The organism is Kitasatospora sp. NPDC101176 (assembly GCF_044768035.1).
Taxonomy (GTDB): domain Bacteria; phylum Actinomycetota; class Actinomycetes; order Streptomycetales; family Streptomycetaceae; genus Kitasatospora.
Window position 1 is genome coordinate 176,605 of the sequence record NZ_JBIWPA010000006.1, and the last position, 16,291, is coordinate 192,895.

Annotated in this window: 11 protein-coding genes; 9 read left to right on the plus strand and 2 right to left on the minus strand. The window is 75.2% G+C overall.

Annotation, left to right across the window (positions count from 1 at the left end):
• Nucleotides 1-241: 241 nt before the first annotated feature.
• From shbA to ACIRS1_RS12480, 3 genes are all read left to right on the plus strand, one after another.
• Complete coding sequence (gene shbA, locus ACIRS1_RS12470; protein ID WP_360209022.1) at nucleotides 242-958, plus strand: RNA polymerase sigma factor ShbA; 717 nt, start codon at nucleotides 242-244, stop codon at nucleotides 956-958.
• A 253-nt stretch (nucleotides 959-1,211) separates the two neighbouring features.
• On the plus strand, nucleotides 1,212-2,714 hold the full coding sequence (gene guaB, locus ACIRS1_RS12475; protein WP_360209020.1) for an IMP dehydrogenase: 1,503 nt from the start codon (nucleotides 1,212-1,214) through the stop codon (nucleotides 2,712-2,714).
• A gap of 157 nt (nucleotides 2,715-2,871) precedes the next feature.
• Nucleotides 2,872-3,999, plus strand: a complete 1,128-nt coding sequence (locus tag ACIRS1_RS12480) for a GuaB3 family IMP dehydrogenase-related protein (RefSeq protein ID WP_360209017.1) — start codon at nucleotides 2,872-2,874, stop codon at nucleotides 3,997-3,999.
• Nucleotides 4,000-4,077: 78 nt separating this feature from the next.
• Here ACIRS1_RS12480 and ACIRS1_RS12485 read toward each other — a convergent pair whose 3' ends face one another.
• Nucleotides 4,078-4,641, minus strand: coding sequence for a hypothetical protein (locus ACIRS1_RS12485; protein ID WP_360209015.1), 564 nt, complete (start codon nucleotides 4,639-4,641; stop codon nucleotides 4,078-4,080).
• A 250-nt stretch (nucleotides 4,642-4,891) separates the two neighbouring features.
• On the opposite strand from ACIRS1_RS12485, the gene ACIRS1_RS12490 reads away from it, so the two are divergent.
• Nucleotides 4,892-6,904, plus strand: a complete 2,013-nt coding sequence (locus tag ACIRS1_RS12490) for a serine/threonine-protein kinase (protein ID WP_402838819.1) — start codon at nucleotides 4,892-4,894, stop codon at nucleotides 6,902-6,904.
• Between the two features lie 103 nt (nucleotides 6,905-7,007).
• Here ACIRS1_RS12490 and ACIRS1_RS12495 read toward each other — a convergent pair whose 3' ends face one another.
• Complete coding sequence (locus tag ACIRS1_RS12495) at nucleotides 7,008-7,556, minus strand: SHOCT domain-containing protein (protein ID WP_402838821.1); 549 nt, start codon at nucleotides 7,554-7,556, stop codon at nucleotides 7,008-7,010.
• A 58-nt stretch (nucleotides 7,557-7,614) separates the two neighbouring features.
• Here ACIRS1_RS12495 and ACIRS1_RS12500 point away from each other — a divergent pair, with 58 nt between their 5' ends.
• The 5 genes from ACIRS1_RS12500 to ACIRS1_RS12520 all read left to right on the plus strand — a co-directional run bounded on the left by ACIRS1_RS12500 (nucleotide 7,615) and on the right by ACIRS1_RS12520 (nucleotide 16,290).
• Nucleotides 7,615-8,739, plus strand: a complete 1,125-nt coding sequence (locus ACIRS1_RS12500; protein WP_402838822.1) for a protein kinase — start codon at nucleotides 7,615-7,617, stop codon at nucleotides 8,737-8,739.
• Nucleotides 8,740-8,899: 160 nt separating this feature from the next.
• Nucleotides 8,900-10,621 carry a serine/threonine-protein kinase gene (locus ACIRS1_RS12505; RefSeq protein WP_402838824.1) on the plus strand — a complete coding sequence of 574 codons (1,722 nt, stop codon included), beginning with the start codon at nucleotides 8,900-8,902 and terminating at the stop codon, nucleotides 10,619-10,621.
• Between the two features lie 110 nt (nucleotides 10,622-10,731).
• Nucleotides 10,732-12,363 carry a succinic semialdehyde dehydrogenase gene (locus tag ACIRS1_RS12510; RefSeq protein ID WP_402838826.1) on the plus strand — a complete coding sequence of 544 codons (1,632 nt, stop codon included), beginning with the start codon at nucleotides 10,732-10,734 and terminating at the stop codon, nucleotides 12,361-12,363.
• A 128-nt stretch (nucleotides 12,364-12,491) separates the two neighbouring features.
• Nucleotides 12,492-14,297, plus strand: coding sequence for a GMC oxidoreductase (locus ACIRS1_RS12515; RefSeq protein ID WP_402838828.1), 1,806 nt, complete (start codon nucleotides 12,492-12,494; stop codon nucleotides 14,295-14,297).
• Nucleotides 14,298-14,595: 298 nt separating this feature from the next.
• Nucleotides 14,596-16,290 (plus strand): hypothetical protein, encoded by a 1,695-nt coding sequence (locus ACIRS1_RS12520; protein WP_402838830.1) that lies wholly within the window; start codon nucleotides 14,596-14,598, stop codon nucleotides 16,288-16,290.
• The last annotated feature ends 1 nt before the right edge of the window (nucleotide 16,291 follow it).

The window sequence follows — 16,291 nt, forward strand, 5'->3', positions numbered from 1 at the left end:
AGGAGTGGAGCACCTCGGGGACCAGCGGACAGGCACTGCGGCGAACCACGCAGCCGCAGGACACTCGGCGGACGGCGCGACGGACGGGACCGCCGACCTCGGCGGGGCGGGAGGCGGCACGGTGCAGGAGGGGCCGGTGGTGCGCGGCGGCACGCCGTACGGCGCCGCAGCGCATAACGTTCCGGTGCACAACTCCGGACGCGGTGCCGCGTTTTCCCGATCGACCAGGCACCATGGACCGATGCGCGACGACGTCGCCGGCGCGGCCGGCCAGGCGGACCCGGTGGAGGCCGAGCCTTCCGCCCCGGGTGGCGGTCCGTCGTACGCCGACCCCGGCGGTCCGGGCTCGGACCCGGGCCCCGACCGGCCCCCGGTGCTCGGCACGGGGAGTTCGCCGCTGGTGGGCGAGCTCGTCGCGGCCGCCGTCCGCGGTGAGGGCCCGGCCATCGACGCCCTGCTCGCCTACGTCCACCCGCTCGCGCTGCGCTACTGCCGCGGCCGGCTCGTCCGGCTGCCGGGCGGGGCCCGGCACCACGTGGACGACGTCGCGCAGGAGGTCTGCGTCGCGGTCCTGTGCGCGCTGCCCCGCTACAAGGACCAGGGGAGGCCGTTCGAGGCCTTCGTCTACGGCATCGCCGCACACAAGATCGCCGACCTGCAGCGGGCCGCGATGCGCGGGCCCGGCTCGACCGTGATGCCGCAGGACGACCTGCCGGAGGTGCCGGACGAGGCGCTCGGCCCGGAGGAGCAGGCGCTGCTGAGCAGCGACGCGGCCTGGGCCAAGGAGCTGCTCTCCAACCTGCCGGCCCGTCAGCGCGAGCTGGTGCTGCTGCGGGTGGCCGCCGGGCTGTCGGCGGAGGAGACCGGCGAGGTGCTGGGGATGTCGCCCGGCGCCGTCCGGGTGGCGCAGCACCGCGCGCTCAGCAGGCTGCGGGCGCTCGCGGAGGAGTCCTCCTGAGCCGTCGGGCCCGCCGGAATGGGACGGCGGCGCCCGGTGTTGTCAAGGGCACACGAGGACACATTCCCGGTGCCAGTACCATGGGGTATCGGCGCCTGGGCGGGTTGCCAAAGTTTCGCGGGTGAGTGTGCGGTTCTCCTGGAGGTTCCTCCAAAACCACCCGGCTTTCGGCGGTCTGCGCGAGTGAGCGATGAACGCGCCCCCACCCTCAGGGCGTGAGCGGATTAGGCCGGCCACGGAAGGTACCCCCGAAATGTCTTACAACGCCGCAGGCGTACCCGAGAAGTTCGCCATGCTCGGGCTCACGTTCGACGACGTCCTGCTGCTGCCCGGGGCCTCCGCGGTGCTGCCGAACGAGGTGGACACCTCCTCGCGGATCTCCCGGAACGTCCGCGTCAACATCCCGCTGCTCTCCGCGGCGATGGACAAGGTCACCGAGGCCCGGATGGCCATCGCGATGGCCCGCCAGGGCGGTGTCGGCGTGCTGCACCGCAACCTGTCCGTCGAGGACCAGGCCAACCAGGTCGACCTGGTGAAGCGCTCCGAGTCCGGCATGGTCACCGACCCGATCACCGTCGGCCCGGACACCACGCTGGCCGAGGCCGACGCGCTGTGCGCCAAGTTCCGCATCTCCGGCGTGCCGATCGCCGACGAGGCCGGCAAGCTGCTCGGCATCGTCACCAACCGCGACATGGCCTTCGAGTCGGACCGCACCCGCCAGGTCCGCGAGATCATGACCCCGATGCCGCTGATCACCGGCAAGGTCGGCATCTCCGGCGAGGACGCGATGGCGCTGCTGCGCCGCCACAAGATCGAGAAGCTGCCGCTGGTCGACGACGAGGGCCGGATCAAGGGCCTGATCACCGTCAAGGACTTCGTCAAGGCCGAGAAGTACCCGAACGCCGCCAAGGACGCCGAGGGCCGTCTGCTGGTCGGTGCCGCGGTGGGCGCCAGCGCCGAGGCGTTCGACCGGGCCCAGGCCCTGGTCGAGGCGGGCGTGGACTTCCTCGTGGTGGACACCTCGCACGGGCACAGCCACAACGCGCTGGCCTGGATCGAGAAGATCAAGTCGGCCGTCGGCGTCGACGTGGTCGGCGGCAACGTCGCCACCCGGGACGGCGCCCAGGCGCTGATCGACGCCGGCGTGGACGGCGTCAAGGTCGGCGTCGGCCCCGGCTCCATCTGCACCACCCGCGTGGTCGCCGGCATCGGCGTCCCGCAGATCACCGCCATCTACGAGGCCGCGGTGGCCTGCCGGGCGGCCGGCGTGCCGGTCATCGGCGACGGCGGCCTGCAGTACTCCGGCGACATCGGCAAGGCCCTGGCCGCCGGTGCCGACACCGTGATGCTGGGCTCGCTGCTGGCCGGCTGCGAGGAGTCCCCGGGCGAGCTGCTGTTCATCAACGGCAAGCAGTTCAAGTCCTACCGCGGCATGGGCTCGCTGGGCGCCATGCAGTCCCGCGGCCAGGGCCGCTCGTACTCCAAGGACCGCTACTTCCAGGCCGAGGTGGCCTCGGACGACAAGCTCGTCCCCGAGGGCATCGAGGGCCAGGTGCAGTACCGCGGCCCGCTGTCGGCCGTGCTGCACCAGCTGGTCGGCGGCCTGCGCCAGACCATGGGCTACGTCGGCGCCGCCACCATCGCCGAGATGGAGAGCAAGGGCCGGTTCGTCCGGATCACCTCGGCGGGCCTCAAGGAGAGCCACCCGCACGACATCCAGATGACCGTCGAGGCGCCGAACTACTCGGCGCGCTGAGTCGCTGGACCGCTGAGAACCGGAGGGCCCGCCGTACGGCGGGCCCTCCGGCCTGTCCGGGGTCCGGGCCCTCGGGGCGCGGGCACCCCCGGTGCGGGATACTGGGTGCGGCCGGGGTGACCCGGCGGGCATGAGCAACAAACCAGAAGGGCTCGAAGTGACTGAGATCGAGATCGGGCGAGGCAAGCGCGGCCGACGGGCGTACTCCTTCGACGACATCGCCGTCGTCCCCAGCCGCCGTACCCGGGACCCGAAGGAGGTCTCGATCGCCTGGCAGATCGACGCCTACCGCTTCGAGCTGCCGTTCCTGGCCGCCCCCATGGACAGCGTGGTCTCGCCGCAGCAGGCCATCGCCATCGGCCGCCTCGGTGGTCTCGGCGTGCTGAACCTGGAAGGCCTCTGGACCCGCTACGAGGACCCGCAGCCGCTGCTCGACGAGATCGCCACGATCACCGACGAGGCCGCCGCGACCCGCCGCCTGCAGGAGATCTACTCCGCGCCGATCCGCGCCGAGCTGATCAAGCAGCGGATCCAGGAGGTCCGCGACTCCGGCGTGGTCACCGCCGCCGCCCTCTCGCCGCAGCGCACCGCCGAGTTCTCCAAGGCCGTCGTGGACGCCGGCGTCGACGTCTTCGTCATCCGCGGCACCACCGTCTCGGCCGAGCACGTCTCCAGCGGCGCCGAGCCGCTCAACCTCAAGCAGTTCATCTACGAGCTGGACGTCCCGGTGATCGTCGGCGGCTGCGCCACCTACACCGCGGCCCTGCACCTGATGCGCACCGGCGCGGCCGGCGTGCTGGTCGGCTTCGGCGGCGGCGCCGCCCACACCACCCGCAACGTGCTCGGCATCCAGGTGCCGATGGCCACCGCCGTCGCCGACGTGGCCGCGGCCCGCCGCGACTACATGGACGAGTCCGGCGGCCGCTACGTGCACGTGATCGCGGACGGCGGCGTCGGCTACAGCGGGGACATCCCGAAGGCCGTCGCCTGCGGCGCCGACGCGGTGATGATCGGTGCCGCGCTGGCCCGGGCCACCGACGCGCCCGGCAAGGGCTTCCACTGGGGCATGGAGGCCGTCCACGAGGAGCTGCCGCGCGGCAAGCGCGTCGACCTCGGCACGGTCGGCACCACCGAGGAGATCCTGACCGGCCCCTCGCACACCCCCGACGGCACCATGAACCTGTTCGGCGCGCTGCGCCGCGCGATGGCCACCACCGGCTACACCGAGCTCAAGGAGTTCCAGCGGGTCGAGGTGACCGTCAACCCGGCGCTCCACCACCGCTGAGCACCGCCCCCGGTCCGCTCCCGGGCCCCCGCCGGCACGCCGGCGGGGGCTCCGGCGCGTCCGGGGCCCGACCCGCGGTCAGCCCCGGTTGGCGGTGCGGCGGGTGAGCAGGAAGCCGCCGACCACCGCGATGCCGTAGAAGGCCAGGTCGAGGGTGCGCAGTTCGGCGCGCCAGTGCGCCAGCGCCTCGTGCGGCAGCCCGCGCGGGCCCGGGCCGGCCGCGTGCACCCGGCGGAGCTGGACCGTCAGCTGGCCGATCAGCAGCGAACCGGCCGAGAGCAGCGACCCGAGCAGCGGAAGCACCCGGCTGCGGCCGCCGAGCAGGCCCAGCGGCAGGGAGACCAAGGCGGCGAGCGCGATGGCCAGCCAGCCGAGGCTGTCCGCGGCCCGCAGCGGCGCGCAGCCGTAGGCCAGACCGCCGATCAGCCCGGCGAGCGCGGCCAGGGCGACCGCCAGGGCGGTGCGGCGGCGCGGGCGGGCGTGCCGGACCCGGGGGGCCGGGTCGTATCCGGCCACCGGCGCACCGGGCATCCCGGGCGCGACGTAGCCCTCCGGGGCCTCCATGGCCGGCGCGACCGAGTAGTGCTGGGCGGTGCGCGGCCGTCCCGACTGGCCGTCAGCGCCCGGAGCGGGTGCGGTCATGGACGTCGGATCCCCCCGGAAGACTACGAGCTGCCGAACGGTAGCAGTGTCTCGAACAGATCTTGGCGAGTTTTCGATCACAGATCGGGCACGGAGCGCCGCACCGCTTCCGCTATGTCCCGGCTTGGGACGGGGGCCGGGTGGTCGCGGGCCCCGGGGACAGGGGATGATGGAGGCTTCGGCGTTCGGCCTGAGGCGGGCCGACACGCCGTCACCACGACCGCCAGCAGCACATGGGGGAACGTTCCGAATGACCCAGGCGCAGGGTTCCACCGGCCGCCTCCTGGCCGGCCGCTACCGGCTGAACGGCGTGCTCGGGCGCGGTGGCATGGGCACCGTCTGGCGCGCCGAGGACGAGATGCTGGGCAGGACCGTCGCGGTCAAGGAACTGCGGATGAACGCCAGCGTCGACGAGGAGGAGAAGCACCGGCTGATCGTCCGGACGCTGCGCGAGGCCAAGGCGACCGCCCGGATCCGGCACAACTCCGCCGTCACCGTCTTCGACGTGGTGGAGGAGGACGACCGGCCGTGGATCGTCATGGAGCTGGTCGAGTCCCGCTCGCTGGCCGACGTCATCCGCGAGGACGGGCCGCTCGAGCCCGCCCGCGCCGCCGAGATCGCGCTCGACGTGCTGGGCGTGCTGAGCGCCGCCCACGCGCTCGGCATCCTGCACCGCGACGTCAAGCCGTCCAACGTGCTGATCGGTGAGGACGGCCGGGTCGTGCTCACCGACTTCGGCATCGCCAGCGTCGAGGGCGACGCCTCCGTGACCTCCACCGGCATGCTCGTCGGCGCGCCCTCCTACATATCCCCCGAGCGGGCCCGCGGGCAGAAGCCCGGCCCGCCGGCCGACCTGTGGTCGCTGGGCGGAACGCTCTACGCGATGCTGGAGGGCCGCCCGCCGTACGACCGGGGTTCGGCCCTGGCCACCCTGACCGCGGTGATGACCGAGGAGCTGGCGGCCCCCGTCAACGCCGGGGCGCTGCGGCCGGTGATCGAGGGCCTGCTGGCCAAGGACCCGGCCGAGCGGCTGGACGCCTCGCAGACCCGGTCGATGCTGAAGCGGGTGGTCGCCGAGTCCACCGCGAAGGCCGAGTCGACCACCGAGCACGCGGTGCCCGTCAAGGCGCCGGCGGAGGAGCCGGCCGCCGCGGCCGCGGAGCCCGAGCGGGCCGAGGAGCCCGCGGTGAAGGTCGAGGAGGTCCGCAAGCGGCCCGTCGGCGGGCTGCTGGGGACCGTCCGGGTCGGCAGCCGGGCCAAGGAGGAGAAGCCCGCGGCGGTCCTGCCGGCGCCCGTCGCCGAGCCGGCCGCGGAACCCGCGCCGACGCCCGCCGCGCCGCCCGCCACGACGCCGGAGACCGACCCGATCCGGCCGGTGACCAGCGAGTGGACCCTGGGCGCGACCCAGGCGGCAGGCGCCGACCCGCGCAACGGCCGGCGGCGGCTGGCCGTCGTCACGGTGGTGCTGGTGCTGCTGCTGATCGCCGGGGTGATCGCGGTGGTCCAGGCCGTCGGCGGCGGCAAGGGCGAGTCCGCGCACGGCGCGGGCGCCACCTCGCCGGTCGTGGCCACCACGTCGGACGGGCCGGGCACCGGCGCGTCCGGCACCGGGACGGCGCCCGCCGAACCCGCGCCGGCCGGCGGCACCCAGGCCCCGGGCAGCCCCGCCCCCGGCACTCCGGCGCCCGGCACGCCGGCCGGGGAGACGCCGCCGCCCGCCACGGGCGCCACGGGCGCCGCGCCGGCCACCACGCCGCCGGGCGCCACCGCGGCGTCGACGCCTACTCCGACCCCCACGCCGACCCCGTCCGGGGCCGCCGTGCCGGCCGGTTACCACGAGTACAAGGACTCGACCGGCTTCTCGGTCGTCCTGCCGGACTGGCTGCAGCCGGCCGGCTCGGACGGCGTCCGCCGGATCTTCAAGGGCAACGGCAGCACCCTGACCATCGAGTGGACCACCACCCCCGGCCCCAGCGCCGTCGCGGACTGGCAGGAATCCGAGCCGGGGCTGCGCGGCAAGGTCACCAACTACCAGCGGGTCAACCTGGCGGCGATCACCTACCGGCAGTGGACCAACGCCGCGGACTGGGAGTGGATCAGCGGCTCGCCGCGGACCCACTCGCTCAACCGCGGCTTCGTGACCGGGAACCCGGCCAAGTACGGGTACGCCATCTACTGGATCACCCCGGACGCGGACTGGGCCGCGCCGGCCAACGCCCAGGCCCGGGACACGGCCTTCGCCACCTTCCAGCCGGCGCCGTAGTCGGATCCGGCCGCCGCCGCCCGCCGCGTCGGCACCGGCAGGCCGGCGGCAGGGCCTAGGTTTCGTCTTCGGAGCCCCGCAGCCGCGGGTGTGACGACACGCGCTAGCCGATGAGGCGGGCCTTGGCCCGGGTGAACTCCTCGTCGGTGAGCGCCCCGGAGCGGTGCAGGGCGGCCAACCGTTCCAGCTGGTCGACGAGTTGCCCGCCGGCGTCGGGCCCGCCGGCGTCGGCCTCCGCCGGGGCCGGCGCGGAGGCCGCGGCCGGTACGGTGCGGGCGCGCCCGGCGGCCGCCCGGAGCTGCTCGGCGAAGACGTCGGCCTTCACCACGTCCTCGAAGCGGTGCGAGCCGGTCAGCGCGACCACCGTGAGCACGTCGCCGTTCAGCTTCGTCCGGGCCACGGTCGCGTCGGTGACCGCCGAAAGCGGAACCGGGACCGGCGGTTTGCCGTCCTTGAGGAAGAGCAGCCGGTGCGTGGTGAGGACGAGCACGCCCTTGCGGAAGTGGTCGGGATGGCGCCCGGCCGTGGAGGCGACCGGGTTCTCGCCGCCGATGACCGCCGCCTCGACCGTCCGTACGGCCTCGGCCCGGTCGGCTCGGTCGCTGTTGCCCGCCACCGTGAAGGCGGTGTCGATCAGATCGGTCCAGTCCATGGCTCCGAGCCTAGGGCGTGTCGCTCAGTAGGCTGATCGGTGAGCGAGAGGAACTGGCATGCGAGGCGGTCCCGGACAGTTGCTGGGCGGGCGGTACCGGCTGACGGACCGTCCGCGACCCCTGCGTGCGGTGGCGGTGGACGAGCGGACCGGGGAGTCGGTGCTGCTGCGCGGCCTCGAACTGCCCGCGCTGCTGACCGCCGGTCAGGACCCCGAGGACGAGGTGCCCGAGCAGGCCGACCGGCTGGTGCGCCGGGTGGCGGCGGTCGGGTCGGCCGCGCCGACCCGGCACCCGCGGCTGCTGCGAGGGGTCGGCGCGTTCGTCGAGGGCGACCTGCTGTGGACGGTCGAGGAACGCCCGGCCGGCCTCTCCCTGGCCGAGCTCCTCACCGCCGGACCCGTGCCGCCGTACCGCGCGGCCGAACTCGCCGCGGACCTGGCCGGCGCGCTGCGGGCCCTGCACGAGGCCGGGCTCGTCCACGGGAACCTCACCGCCGACGCGGTGCTGGTCTGCGAGGACGGCGCGGCGATGCTCGGCGGGCTGCTGTCCGGGGTGGCGGAGGAGGCGCTGGCCGAGGACCTCGGCGGCCCCGGCGGCCGCCGCCGGTACGAGGTGCGGGCCGCCCTGGTCGGCCCGGTGGCCGAGCGCTGGCCGCTGGACGGCGGCCCGGCGGGCGACTGCTGGGCGCTCGGCGTGCTGGTGCAGCGGATGGTCGGCGGCCGCTCGCCGTTCCCGGACGGCAGCGTCCCCGAGCTGGTCACGGCCGTCCGGGACGGGCGGCGCGCGCCGGTGGACGTCTGCGGGCCGCTGGCGCCGGTGGCCGAGCGGCTGCTGCAGCCCGATCCGGCGCTGAGACCGACCGCGGAGGGCGTCCGGTCGGACCTGGCGGTGCTGCTGGCGGGCGCGCCGGAGCCGGTCGACGAGGAGTCGGCCGCGCGGGCGGTGGTGCTGCGGCCGGAGGGGCCGCTGGTCCCGCTGCGGCCGCGCCGCCGCGGGCGGGGCACGGCCGGCGCGTCGGCCGCCCCCGTCGCAGGGGCGGCGGGCGGCGACGGGGGCACCGCGCGGGCGGGGCGGTCGAAGCCGCCGCGGATACCCCCGGCCCTGCTGGGGCCGTTGCTGGTGGGGGGCGTTTTCCTGGTGCTGGTGCTGGGGGTCGCCGCGGTGGTGCTGTTCGCAGGCTGACGGCCCGGGAGCGTCCGGCCGCGTCGTTCCGGCGGGTGGGCGTGATTACCGGGGGCGGCACGGTACGCCTAGGGTGTGCGTGGGATTTGTTCGAACAGTGGTCTGCACCAGGCCCTCCGTCGCGGTGACGGCAGGCGGATGTGAGGGGGAGCGGTCGCCGATGGGCGTGCAGGACCGGCCGGATGCGGCCGACGCGGAGCGGCTGCTGGCCGGGCGGTACGAGCTGGGCGACCGGCTCGGCCGGGGCGGGATGGGCACCGTCTGGCGGGCCTGGGACCGGATGCTGGACCGCGAGGTCGCGGTCAAGGAGCTGACCGTCAACCACCTGCCCGAGGAGGACCTGCAGATCCTGCACGCCCGGATGAAGCGGGAGGCCAGTGCGGCCGCCCGGATCAAGCACCCGGGCGTGATCACCGTGCACGACGTGCTGGAGCAGGACGGCCGGCCGTGGATCGTGATGGAGCTGGTCGACGGCCGTTCGCTGGCCGACGTGATCAGCCAGGACGGCACCCTGCCGCCGCGCGCCGCCGCCGAGGTCGGCAGCCAGGTGCTCGCCGCGCTGCACCGCGGCCACCAGCTCGGCGTGCTGCACCGGGACGTCAAGCCGGCCAACGTGCTGCTGGAGCGGGGCACCGGGCGGGTGGTGCTGCTGGACTTCGGCATCGCCAAGTACGAGGGCTCGACCGAGCTGACCCGGCCGGGCGACCTGGTCGGCTCGCCGGACTACCTGGCGCCCGAGCGGGCCCAGGGCGAGCGGCCCGGCCCGGCCTCCGACCTGTGGGGCCTCGGGGCGACGCTGTACGCGGCGGTCGAGGGCCAGTCGCCGTTCCGCCGGGACTCGCCGATCACCACCCTGGCGGCCGTGGTCGACGAGCCGCTGCCGGAGTCGCTCCGGGCCGGGCCGCTGGGGCCGGTGCTGGCCGCACTGATGGCCAAGGACCCGGCGGACCGCCCGAGTGCGGACGAGGCGGCCCGGATGCTCGCCGAGGTGCAGGCCGGGCACACGATCGGCCTGAAGTCGGTGGCGTCGGTGCGCACCCCTACCCAGTCGGTGCCGGTGGTGGACCGCAGCGAGCGGACGGCCCCCGAGGCGGGCACCGAGGAGGGCACGCTGGGGAAGGACGGCGAGGAGCCGACCGAACCGCGCGGGCCGGCCGTCCTGCCGGAGGCGGTGGGGAGCGCGGCCGTCGGCACGCCGGCGCAGACCACCGGCGTCACGCCGGTGGCACACCCCGTCGCGCCCGCGCGCGGCCCGGCCAGGCGCCGCAACCTGCTGAGGGTCGCCACCGTCGCCCTCGCCGTCGGCCTGGTGGCCGCCGGGGCGACCTTCTTCGCCACCCGGCAGGAGCCGGGCACGCCGACCGCCGACCCCACCGCGACCACCAGCCCCACGCCGACCGGCGACGCCAGCCCCGAACCGGCGGCGCCCAGCGGCTACCACTGGGTCGACGACCCGGCCGGCTTCCGCTTCCCGCTGCCCTCGGGCAATCCGGTGTGGCAGCGCTCCGCCACGACCGACAACCAGATCTACTACAGCCCCGACAACAAGGTGCACTACCTGCAGTTCGCCGTCACCGTCGGGCAGTCGGTCAAGCCGCTGGACCACATGCGGCAGATGGAGACCTCCGTCTCCAGGACGCTGAAGGACTACAAGCAGCACAAGATGACCGGCGTCGCGGTGAACGGCCACGAGGCGGCCGTGTGGGAGTTCAGCTACGCCGCCAAGGAGGGCGGCCGGCGCCGGGCGGTCGAGGCCGAGTTCATCGACGACGACGGCACCAGCTACGCGATCTACTCCTCCAGCCCGGAGCGGGGCAACGAGTGGAACGAGGCCGAACAGCGGTTCAACGCGGTGCTCCACTACTTCACGCCGACCCGCTGAAGCCCGCTGAGGCCGGCTGAGGCCCGCCGCGATCCGCCGGGGCCGGCCTGCGGCAGATTCTTGTTACCGACGGGTACCGATCCGGCCCCCGAACGCCTAGGCTGCGCCGTATGTCGGACCTCACAGCAGACGCAGTGGCCACCGAACACTCCGCGACCGGGAACCCGCCCGCCCCCGGCGGTGGCCGGACCGTCGCGGCGGCCGTCCCGCCGTCCCTGGTCGCCCGGCTGGCCGCCGGGGTCACCGCCACCGGCGAGCCCAGCCTGGTGGACACCGTCGCCCCGCTGACCGGTGAGCGGCTGGCCAGCCTGCCGCAGTCCACCCCGGCCGACGTCGAGGTCGCCTTCCAGCTGGCCCGCCGCGCGCAGACGGCCTGGGCCGCCCTGCCGGTGCGCCGCCGCGCTGCCGTCCTGCTGCGCTTCCACGACCTGTTGCTGCGGCGGCAGGAGGAGGTGCTGGACCTCGTCCAGGCGGAGACCGGCAAGGCCCGGCTGCACGCCTTCGAGGAGGTGCTGGCCGTCGCCATGGCCGCCCGGTACTACGGGCGGACGGCGCACGCCCACCTGCGGGACAAGCGGCGGGGTGGTGCCCTGCCGGTGCTCACCCACGCCGTCGAGGCCCGTCGCCCCAAGGGCGTGATCGGCCACATCTCGCCCTGGAACTACCCGCTGGAGCTGTCCGTCGGCGACGCCCTGCCCGCCTTCGTGGCCGGCAACGCGGTGGTCAACAAGCCGGACACGCAGACCGCGCTCACCGCGCTGTGGGCCCGGGAGCTGCTCGTCGAGGCCGGGCTGCCGGCCGACCTCTGGCAGGTCGTGATCGGCGACGGGCCGGTGATCGGCCCCGCCGTCGTGGAGCACGCCGACTACGTCTCGTTCACCGGCTCCACCCGCACCGGCCGCGACGTCGCCCAGCGCGCCGCCGCCCGCCTGGTCGGCGCCTCGCTCGAGCTCGGCGGCAAGAACGCCATGCTGGTGCTCGCCGACGCCGACCTCGACCGGGCCGCCGCCGGCGCCGTCCGGGCCTGCTTCTCCTCCGCCGGGCAGCTGTGCATCTCGATCGAGCGGCTGCTGGTGCACCGGTCGGTGGCCGACGGGTTCCTGGAGCGCTTCGCCGCCCGCACCCGGGCGCTGCGCCTGGGCGGCGGCCTCGCGTACGGCGCGGACATGGGCTCGCTGGTCTCGGTCCGCCAGTTGGAGACCACCACCCGGCACGTCGAGGAAGCAGTCAAGGCGGGCGCCACCGTGCTGGCCGGCGGCCGCGCCCGGCCCGACCTCGGCCCCTTCTTCTTCGAGCCGACCATCCTCGACGGCGTGACCCCCGAGATGGCGGTCTGCGGCGAGGAGACCTTCGGCCCGGTCGTCTCCGTCTACCGCTTCGACACCGACGACGAGGCGGTGGCCGCGGCCAACTCCACGCCGTACGGACTGAACTCCAGCGTCTGGAGCGGGGACCAGCGGCGCGGCCGGGCGGTCGCGGCCCGGTTGCGGACCGGCACGGTCAACGTCAACGAGGCCTACGCGGCGGCGTACGGCTCGGTCGCCTCGCCGATGGGCGGCATGGGGGACTCCGGGCTCGGCCGCAGGCACGGGGCCGAGGGCCTGCTGCGGTTCACCGAGGCGCAGACCATCGCGACCCAGCGGCTGATGCCGATCGCGCCCTCGTTCGGCCTGGACGACCGGCAGTTCGCCGCGGTGATGACCGGCGGGCTGCGGGCGTTGAAGGCGCTGCGGTTCAAGTAGCCGCCGGCTCCGCGGTCCGACCGGCCGCGGGCGCCGCGGTGCGGGCGGGCGGCCCCGCCGTCATGGGTTCGGGGGTGCGGCTCGTCCGCGCCCGTGGTCAGGTTCGTGTCCCGAAGGAGCAGTGGCAGATGGTGGAGTCCGGCGGTGCGGCGGAGTTCGACTACGACGTGGTCGTGGTCGGGTCCGGGTTCGGCGGCTCGGTCGCCGCGTTGCGGCTGACCGAGAAGGGCTACCGGGTCGCCGTCCTGGAGGCGGGGCGGCGCTTCGAGCGGGACGAGCTGCCCAGGAACTCCTGGGACCTGTCGAACTACCTGTGGGCGCCGCAGCTCGGCCTCTACGGCATCCAGCGGATCCACCTGCTGGCCAACGTGCTCATCCTGGCCGGCGCCGGGGTCGGCGGCGGCTCGCTGAACTACGCGAACACCCTGTACGTGCCGCCGAAGGCCTTCTTCGAGGACCGCCAGTGGAGCCACATCACCGACTGGCAGCAGGAGCTGGCGCCGTTCTACGACCAGGCGCAGCGGATGCTCGGGGTCCGGCTCAACCCGACCGTCACCCCCTCGGACGTCCACCTCAGGGCGGCCGCCGAGGAGATGGGCGTCGGCGACACCTTCCACATGGCACCGGTCGGCGTCTTCTTCGGTGACGGCGAGGACGCCGGGGGCGCGGCCAAGGCGGCGCCCGGTGACGAGGTCGCCGACCCGTACTTCGGCGGTGCCGGGCCGGCCCGCAAGGCCTGCGTCGAGTGCGGCGAGTGCATGACCGGCTGCCGGCACGGGGCCAAGAACATGCTCACCGAGAACTACCTCCACCTGGCCGAGCGCGGCGGCGCCGAGATCCACCCGCTGACCACGGTGGCCCGGATCCGCGCGCTGGGCGGCGAGGACGGGTCCGGCGGCTACGCGGTGGACGTGCGCCGCACGGACTCGCGCTCCCGCACCGACCGGGTGAAGGCGGGTGCGCGGACCATCACCGCCGCCCGGGTGGTGGTGGCGGCCGGCACGTACGGCACCCAGTCGCTGCTGCACCGGATGCGCGACGCCGGGCACCTGCCCCGGATCTCGAGCCGGCTCGGCGAGCTGACCCGCACCAATTCCGAGGCGCTGGTGGGCGCGCAGACCACCGACCGGCGCTACGGTGCCCGGGCGGACTTCACCAAGGGCGTGGCGATCACCTCGTCGATCCACCCGGACGCCAACACCCACATCGAGCCGGTCCGGTACGGCAAGGGCTCGAACGCGATGGGCGCGCTGTCGATCGCCCAGGTCAAGGGCGGCGGTCGGGGCCCGCGCTGGCTGCGCTACCTGGGGAACTCGGCGCTGCACCCGGTGACCTTCGCCCGCTCGATGAACCAGCGCCGCTGGTCCGAGAAGACGATCATCGGGCTGGTGATGCAGTCGCTGGACAACTCGATCACCGTCTCGCTGAAGAAGGACCTGCTCGGCAAGAGCCGGCTCACCTCCACCCAGGGCCACGGCGCGCCCAACCCGACCTGGATCCCCGCCGCCGAGCAGGGCGCGCAGGCGCTGGCCGCACAGATCAACGGCTTCGCGGGCAGCACCGTGGGCGAGATCTTCGACATCCCGATGACCGCCCACTTCCTCGGCGGCTGCCCGATCGGCGACGCCCCCGAGACCGGCGTGGTCGACCCGTACCACCGGCTGTACGGCTACCCCGGGATCAGCGTGGTGGACGGCTCGGCCGTCTCCGCCAACCTCGGGGTGAACCCCTCGCTGACCATCACCGCGCAGGCCGAGCGCGCCATGTCGATGTGGCCCAACAAGGGCGAGACGGACCGCCGCCCCGCCCAGGGCGAGGCCTACCTGCGGGTCACCCCGGTGGCGCCGACCCGGCCGGCCGTCCCGGAGGGGGCGTTCGGCGCGCTGCGGCTGCCGCTGCTGCCCGTCCCGGAGGTCCCGAAGAAGCAGGTCTGAGCACGCCGGACGGGCCAACCGGCAGGCCCGGGTACCCGGTTGACATCCGTTCGGATCCGATGGGATAAACGGGCTTTCTGGGCGACCAGGAACTCGTCGAGCGGGGGGAAACCGGCCCATGGCCAACTGCGCAGCGTGCGGCGCGGCATCGGTGGAGGGGGCGCCCGCGTGCGCCTTGTGCGGGCGGCCGGCGGCACCGCCGCCCCCGCCACCCGCGGCGCCCCCGGCGGCGGCCACGCCTCCCGCCGGGCCGCCGGCCGCGCCCCCGGGGGTGCCGCCCGCGACGCCGCCCCGGCAGGTGTACGGACCGCCGCCCGCCGGGCCGGGGTACCCGCCCCCGCCGCCCGGCCCGCAGCCGGGCTACCCGCCGCCCGCCGGCCCGCCCACCGGCCCGCCCACCGGCCCGCCCACGCTGGCCAGTTGGGGCGCCGGTCGGCCGTACGACCCGAGGGCCGGTCAGTCGGCCGCGCTGCGCGGACTGCTCGGCGCGGACTGGCGCCCGGCACTCGTGGCGGCCGTCGCGCCGACCCTGGTGCTGCTCCTGGCGGCGCTGGTCGCGGCCGTCCCGAGCGACTACCAGTACGCCTTCCTGTTCCGGACGCCCGAGTTCGGCGAGCGCTACGGCGCCGCCCTGGCGATGGCGCTGAACGCGCTCGGCGCGCCGTTCCAGGTGGGCTACCACACCACGTTCACGCGCGGCGACGCCGGAGGGACGGACGTCCTGCTCCGGGTCGTCCCGATGACGGTCACGGTGCTGTGGGCGGTGGCGCTCTGGCTCGGCCTGCGGGCCGGGGCCCGGCGCCGCCGGTCCGCCGGGATCCAGCTGACCAAGGGCCAGGCGGCCGGCGAGGCGCTGCGCACCGCCGTGGTCCTGTCGGCCGTGACGGCGCTGCTCGGGCTCCTCGGCGGGACGAGCTGGCAGCCGGAGCGCGGTGGTGCCGGCTACCCCGGCGGCATCGTCGGCCGTGCTCTCGGGGCGACGTACACCATGGACTCCGGCTGGCCGGAGGCGGTCGGCTGGACCGCGCTGCTGGCCGGCCTGCTGGCCTTCGCCGTCCACGGCACCGACGCGCTGCGCTGGGCCGCCTGGCGGAGCCGGGCGGTGCGCGGCTGGGCGGTGGCCGCGCTGACCGCCGGCCAGGCGCTGGCCCTGACCCTGGGACTGGCCTCGCTGACCGGATTCGTGCTGGTCGCCGCGAACAGCGACAAGGGCTGGCAGACCGCCGTCTCGCTGGCCTTCCTGCCGAACCTGGGCCTGGGCCTGCTCGGCCTCGGCTCGGGGGCGACGCTGCGGTTCTTCAACGGGGTGGACGGCGTCGCCTCCGGCGGCGGTGACTACGGCGACTACGGGGGCAGCCCGGACCGGACGGAGCTGTCCTTCTTCGACCTGCCCGCCCAGAGCGCCGACTGGCGCTGGACCGGCCTGCTGGCGCTCGCCGCCGCCGGGATCCTCGGCTGGTCGGCGTACCGGCGGCAGCTGGACGCGGCCGACCGGCTCCGGCTGGCGGGCGTGTACGCCGTGCTGCTCGTCGCGCTGTCGGCGGCGGCCGGCGCGCTGACGACGACCACCTCCTCCTCCGCGACCGGGGGCTGGGGCACCGCCGGCCGGCAGCTGGACACGGCCCGGGAGACCTCGGTCGGTCTGGTGTTCGTGAGCGTGCTGCTGGCGAGCCTGGTCTGGGCGGCCGTCGGCGCGCTGCTGGTGCCGCCGCTGCTGGCGGCCGCCCGCGGCCGGGGCGCGGCGGCCCGGTACGGAGCCGCCCCGCACGGGGCCGGACCGCACGAGGGTGCTCCGCATGAGGGCGCTCCGCACGAGGGCGCGCCGTTCGCCGGGGCCTCGCCGGGGGTGCCGCACCAGGCCGCGCAGCCGTCCGCCCCCGCGGCGGAGGTGCGCGAGGTGATCGGCTCGTCCGACGCCCCGCCGGCCGGCCACGCCCCGCCGGCGGCGGCCGGCGAGTCGGTCGACCCGAGCGTCTGGCGCAAGCAGGACTGAG

Excerpts from the sequence above, each read along its gene's own strand:
- shbA (WP_360209022.1), top strand. The coding sequence starts at position 242 with ATGCGCGACGACGTCGCCGGCGCGGCCGGCCAGGCGGACCCGGTGGAG.
- guaB (WP_360209020.1), top strand. The coding sequence starts at position 1,212 with ATGTCTTACAACGCCGCAGGCGTACCCGAGAAGTTCGCCATGCTCGGG.
- ACIRS1_RS12485 (WP_360209015.1), bottom strand. The coding sequence starts at position 4,641 with ATGACCGCACCCGCTCCGGGCGCTGACGGCCAGTCGGGACGGCCGCGC.
- ACIRS1_RS12490 (WP_402838819.1), top strand. The coding sequence starts at position 4,892 with ATGACCCAGGCGCAGGGTTCCACCGGCCGCCTCCTGGCCGGCCGCTAC.
- ACIRS1_RS12495 (WP_402838821.1), bottom strand. The coding sequence starts at position 7,556 with ATGGACTGGACCGATCTGATCGACACCGCCTTCACGGTGGCGGGCAAC.
- ACIRS1_RS12500 (WP_402838822.1), top strand. The coding sequence starts at position 7,615 with ATGCGAGGCGGTCCCGGACAGTTGCTGGGCGGGCGGTACCGGCTGACG.
- ACIRS1_RS12505 (WP_402838824.1), top strand. The coding sequence starts at position 8,900 with ATGGGCGTGCAGGACCGGCCGGATGCGGCCGACGCGGAGCGGCTGCTG.
- ACIRS1_RS12510 (WP_402838826.1), top strand. The coding sequence starts at position 10,732 with ATGTCGGACCTCACAGCAGACGCAGTGGCCACCGAACACTCCGCGACC.
- ACIRS1_RS12515 (WP_402838828.1), top strand. The coding sequence starts at position 12,492 with ATGGTGGAGTCCGGCGGTGCGGCGGAGTTCGACTACGACGTGGTCGTG.